Consider the following 5,169-nt stretch of genomic DNA (forward strand, 5'->3'; position numbering starts at 1 on the left):
GCGATGTTCATCTGAACGTGCTGGCTGAACGCGACGTCGAAACTGCCGTCGGCGAAGGGCAGTTCGGTGACGTCTGCTTGACGGACCGTGATCCAATCGTCCAGTCCGACAAGTCGATTAAGCCAACGCGCCGTGTCGCAATACTCGTCGGTCAGATCGACCGCGGCGACGTGGCATCGACACTGGTCGGCGACGAAGCGAGCCGTTCCGCCGATGCCGCTGCCCGCATCGAGCACCCGGCTGTCACTTGTGATCCCGACCAGATCCACTAGTTGGCTGGTGGCGATGCGACCCATGGTGTGAAAATCCTCCAGTGGCGCAAGGTCGCCAGGCTGCAGGTGGTCTAGGTCCTTGCCGGCGGCAACGAGGGCCTGGTCGATATTGCGCTGAGATAGGCCAGTTGAGTACTGGTCGGAAATCAGGGTCTCGGTCATCTCTATTCCTTACTGGTATGTCGGTTCGGCGATTTTGTCGGTGGTGGCGAGGTGTTCGTTTCGCCAGAGCGCGGACTGGCCCGACAGCCGTGGATGAGCGGGCCGGGGATGTTGCTGGCGACGCTCGAAGCGCTCTAGGCGGTGCATCGGTACCAGCCCGGTTAACAGGAACCGCCAGGTTTGGCGGATGAAATTGCGTGCGGTTCGCTGGGATTCCGGGCCGGTGACGTAGCGGCGTGCGATCGTGAGAAAATCCTCGGGTTCGACCCCGGCGACGTCGTGGACATGGGTGGTGGGTCCGCCCATCGCCCAGGTTCCCAGTGCGTGCTCGGGCAAGTAATGGCGCAGGCTGGACTCGAAGAACAGGTCGGCGCCAAGTCGCTTGGCGTTAACGCGTATCGCGCGCAAGAACATCGACGGCGGAATGTCGATGTGCCGCACCTTTCGTCCCAACGCTTCACCAACGGCGTCGGCGATCTCCGGTCCCGACAGGAGCGTCGGCCCAGTCGGGCGGTAGGCCCGACCGTCGTGGCGGTTCGGGTCGAGAAGGGCACCCACCGCAACCCTGGCGATGTCTTCGTTGGAGGGCGGCGCATTTCGACCGGTCCCGGTCGGCGTCGGCAACACTCCCAACTGCGCGGCAAGCGGGACCAGCTGCAAATAGTTGTCGGCGAAGTATCCCGGATCGACCGCGACATGGGCGGTGTCCGGTAGCAGCTCAAACAGCTTGTCGGTCAACCAGGCCTGCCGGGTCATCAGCGATGGGTGTTCAGGACTGGCCAGCCATTGTCCAAGCGCCACCACCGCTTCCACACGTGATCGCCGTGCGGCGATGGCAAAGGCGACCGCGCTGTCGAGTGCATGTGGATGGTACGGGGGGTTGAAGTAGAGCCGGTCGACACCATCCATCGCGGCCTGAATCTGGCTGATGTCAAACATATCGGCGACCACGACTTCGGCGCCGGCGGACCTCAATCGGGCACTGCGCTCGTCGTCGCGGTGCACCAGGGCCCGAGTCGTGATGCCGTGCTGCAACAGTTGGGCGGTGACCGCGCTACCGATCCTGCCGGTGGCGCCGGTTACTAGCACGCGAGGGCTTGTCATTGGATTTCCTTCTCTAGTTGGGTAATTCGAGCGATTGCAGGAGTATGCGTGTCATGGCGTTCGGGTATTCGAGGGCCGAGAAGTGCCCGGTGTTCGGCAGCGTGACGCGTTGGACGTCGGCTAGCAGGCCGGCCACGTGGTCTCGTTCTCTAGGACGTGACCAATCCCGCTCGCTGTAGACCAGCGCGACGGGCGCCGACACCTGCGGGTAGCGTTGTCGTGCTCGCTGGAACCCCTTGAGGCTTCGGTAGATCGCACGGCCACTCGTGGATATCCCTTGCGGCGCCCGCTCTTCCGGAGCTCGGCGAGGAAGTCCGCTCCAAGCTTGCTTTTGTCGACGACGCCGCCCCGCATTACCCCGCGCAGGGTCAGCCGGCTTTCCATACGGCCGAAAACCGGCCCCAGCCCAGGCATTCGTATCGCGCTGAACGATGAACCTGGCGAAGAGGTTGCCGCGTTCGAGACCAGCCGGGTAGTCGTAGCTGTTGAACGCGACGACCTTACTCACGCGGGCCTTGAGGTCGATCGAGGCGCCCAAAGCCAGTGCACCGCCGAGTGATTCACCGGCCAGTGTGACGGCGTTCATGTACCCGGTGTAGGAGTCCCATAGCTGCGGAATGACTCGCGCAAAGTAGTCGAGCTGGGTGCGCACGGTGTGGATGAGGACGACGGCTGGCCCAGCCCCTGCAGTGTAATACCGCAGGCGTGACCCGTCCGACCGGGTGAAGAACTTGACCTGTCCGTGGCCGTTGCTCCACGTCTCTGTGTAACTCATGCTGTTACCTCTCCAGCCTCAGACAGTTCGATTTCAACTGCGGCTACTGTCGATTGGCGTGCCCGTGCCGGCAGCAGGACAGCCACGACGATGGAGGCGGACAACGCGATAGCGGCGCAGACCAGCGATCCGATCTGAAGGCCGTCGAGGAATGCGTGGTTGACCGCCTCCCGCACCCCCGCAATACGTCCTGGCGGGGATTGTTCGATCACCTGGTGCGCCACCGCCATTGAGTGCTGCATCGCCGAGCGGACATTGGCCGGTAAGCCGGTCAGTGCTGGCGACGAGCCGAGCCGACTGGAATAGAGCGATGCGAAGACACTGCCCACGATGGCCACACCCAGCGTTCCGCCGAGTTCACGGGTGGTGTCGTTGACAGCCGAGCCGACCCCTGCTTTGTCGGCTGACAGAGATCCCATGATCGCCTCGGTGGCGGGCGCCGTCGTGAGGCCCAGGCCGCCGCCGAGCAGCAGCATCTGCGTGGCGATCTCGCGATAGGGGGTCGCCCCGTCGACGGTGGAGGCCCACGCCAGGCCGGTCGCGAACACGGCCAGCCCTCCGGCGACGACGGCGGTCGTGCCGACGCGTTCGACCAGTTGGGGCCCCACGATGCTGGCCACTGCGATCGAGATGGCTACCGGCAATAGGCGCACTCCGGCTTCGAATGCGCTGTAGTTCTTGATGAATTGGAAATACTGGGTGATGACGAAGATGAATCCGAACAGCGTCAGAAACCCTGCCGTCACGGCCAGGCTGCCGCCGGAGAATCGACGGTTGAAGAACACCGTCACGTCGAGCATCGGATGAGCGCTGCGCCGCTCCCACAGCGCGAAGGCGGCGAGAACGATTGTGGCCAGGGTGAAGCCTGCCGCGGCCCGGGCGCTGGTCCATCCCCAACTGGGCGCCTCGATGACGGTGTAGACCAACGTGGTTACCCCGACCGCGGATAGCAGCAGGCCGGGCAGGTCGACCGGTGGTGTAGCCGGGTCGCGGGAGGTGGGCACGAAGAGGCTTCCGCCGAGGATGGCCACCATCGCGGTCGGAACGTTCACCAGAAAGATTGAGCCCCAGGAGAAGTGATCGAGTAGCCAGCCACCGCTGATCGGCCCGGCCGCGACCCCGACACCGACCATGGCCGCCCACACGCCGATCGCCTTGGCGCGGTGTACCGGGTCGGTGAAGATGTTCGTGATCAGTCCCAGCGTGGTCGGGAAGATCACGGCCGCGCCGACGCCCATAGCGGCGCGTGCGGCGATCAGCGCGTCCGCCGAATTCACCTGCGCCGCAATGGCGGAGGTGATTGCGAACAGCGCCAGTCCGGACGCCAACCAGCCGCGTCTGCCGTAGCGGTCGCTCAGACTGCCCACTGACAGCAGCAGACCCGACATGACGAGTGTGTAGGCGTCGACGATCCACTGCAGCTGCGCGGTGTCGGCGCCCAGGTCACGCGACAGCGTGGGGAGTGCGACGTTGACGATCGTGGCGTCGACGCTGATGAGGAAGACGCTTAGGCAGATGACGGCAAGCGCGGCAACGGGGTGATCGCGGAAGACAGGCTTGGATCGCATGGACAGGACTCTGTGGTGATTAACCATCGCGGTGGCCTAACCGTGTTGACGGGGCTTGCGGTACGCGAGAAGCTGACGCGTCAGCGCTAGGCAAGTATTGGACGCGGACCAAGGAAACATCGACGGTGATGATCGCGAGGCGTTGATCGGCGGAGCCATCGTCGCCGCGCCGGTAGATGCGGCGGCGGGTCGGGAAGACGAACTCGTCGAACGTCTTGTGGTCATCGGTGTAGTGCGCGACGGGAGCATTGCCGGTCGCATCGGCGGCATAGTCCATCCGACGCAGCAAGAAGTTGTCGTCGTAGTAGAAGACCTGATCGGCGTTGTGGTTGGGCATGTTCGGCGGAAAGTGCACCGCGAGGCGCCGCCAGGTTTCGTCGCCTTCCCGCCACGGTTGAATTTCGTGGACCTGCACGCCGGGGTAGGTGAGGCTGAACGGTTGGGTGAAGTAGTTCCAGTTTGCGGCGCTGGTGAAGTAAGCGGTCTGGATCGCATCCCACTTGGTCGTCTGCAGGTCAAACGGGGGAAAGCTCGGCCGCGGATCGGAGCGCTCCGCAACGACCGTGCCGTTGGTGGTTTGAATGACCAGCCGTTCTGGCTCCACGTCGAACACCGCACACTGATCAGGCGCAGGAAAAGGTGTCGTCGTGATGTGTTCGCGGTGGGCGTCCATCGAGACCGTCAGCGTGGGCGCCAGGTCCGGCCAGCCTCGCGGGGCCCAAAACGGTCCTCCGACTGCGATCTCGGCGGTGACCGCGCTGACGTGGTCCCAGTTCGCCAGCCCGCCGTGGGCGTCCAGCACACTGTCGAGAAGCTCGCTGCTCATTTGCATCTCCTTAACGATTGGGGGGTGGTGTTATACAGGCGTGGGAATGGATCGCTTGATGAGATCGGCGACCTCGTCGGGTTGATCCCATTGGGGCCAGTGGGATGCGCGATCGATCAGGTGCACTTCAGAGTTCGTGAAGAGAGCGCAGATGTGTTGTGCCACATCAGGGGTCAGGTTCGGATCATCGCGGCCGAATATCACCGACACCGGTACTTGGATGGTCTGCAGTCGGTCGGATGCGATCACAGCGTCCTGCCGGTCTAGGGCCGCGGGGAGACCGCCGGTCCATGACCGGATTTCGGCGAGCGCATCTGATTGGCTGTTGTCGCCGAAAAATTGCGGCACGATCGAAACGGCGCCAATGCCGTCGGGGGGCAGACTCTCATCGAGGCCGAAGCGGCGGCCGGTGTAGGCCAACAGCCACAACCGCTGGTTGGGGTCGTTAACTAGAGCGTCGGT

6 protein-coding genes are annotated in these 5,169 nt (G+C 63.9%); all 6 read right to left on the reverse strand.

Going from position 1 to position 5,169, the window contains the following annotated elements:
* The coding region (locus WBF82_RS21525; RefSeq protein ID WP_424384957.1) for a class I SAM-dependent methyltransferase at positions 1 to 434 on the reverse strand (434 nt) is incomplete at its 3' end.
* 9 nt (positions 435 to 443) lie between these two features.
* Positions 444 to 1,538: an NmrA family NAD(P)-binding protein gene (locus WBF82_RS21530; RefSeq protein WP_424384958.1), complete on the reverse strand. Its 1,095-nt coding sequence runs from the start codon at positions 1,536 to 1,538 to the stop codon at positions 444 to 446.
* A gap of 13 nt (positions 1,539 to 1,551) precedes the next feature.
* Entirely contained in the window at positions 1,552 to 2,313 is a 762-nt protein-coding gene (locus WBF82_RS21535) for an alpha/beta fold hydrolase (RefSeq protein WP_424384959.1), read from the reverse strand.
* Positions 2,310 to 3,881: a DHA2 family efflux MFS transporter permease subunit gene (locus WBF82_RS21540; RefSeq protein WP_424384960.1), complete on the reverse strand. Its 1,572-nt coding sequence runs from the start codon at positions 3,879 to 3,881 to the stop codon at positions 2,310 to 2,312. Before WBF82_RS21540 ends, WBF82_RS21535 begins: the two co-directional genes overlap by 4 nt.
* 19 nt (positions 3,882 to 3,900) lie before the next feature.
* Entirely contained in the window at positions 3,901 to 4,707 is an 807-nt protein-coding gene (locus tag WBF82_RS21545) for a hypothetical protein (RefSeq protein ID WP_424384961.1), read from the reverse strand.
* A gap of 30 nt (positions 4,708 to 4,737) precedes the next feature.
* The coding region (locus WBF82_RS21550; RefSeq protein ID WP_424384962.1) for an alpha/beta fold hydrolase at positions 4,738 to 5,169 on the reverse strand (432 nt) is incomplete at its 5' end.

The sequence above is a fragment of the Mycobacterium sp. genome, assembly GCF_049673265.1.
Taxonomy (GTDB): Bacteria; Actinomycetota; Actinomycetes; order Mycobacteriales; family Mycobacteriaceae; genus Mycobacterium.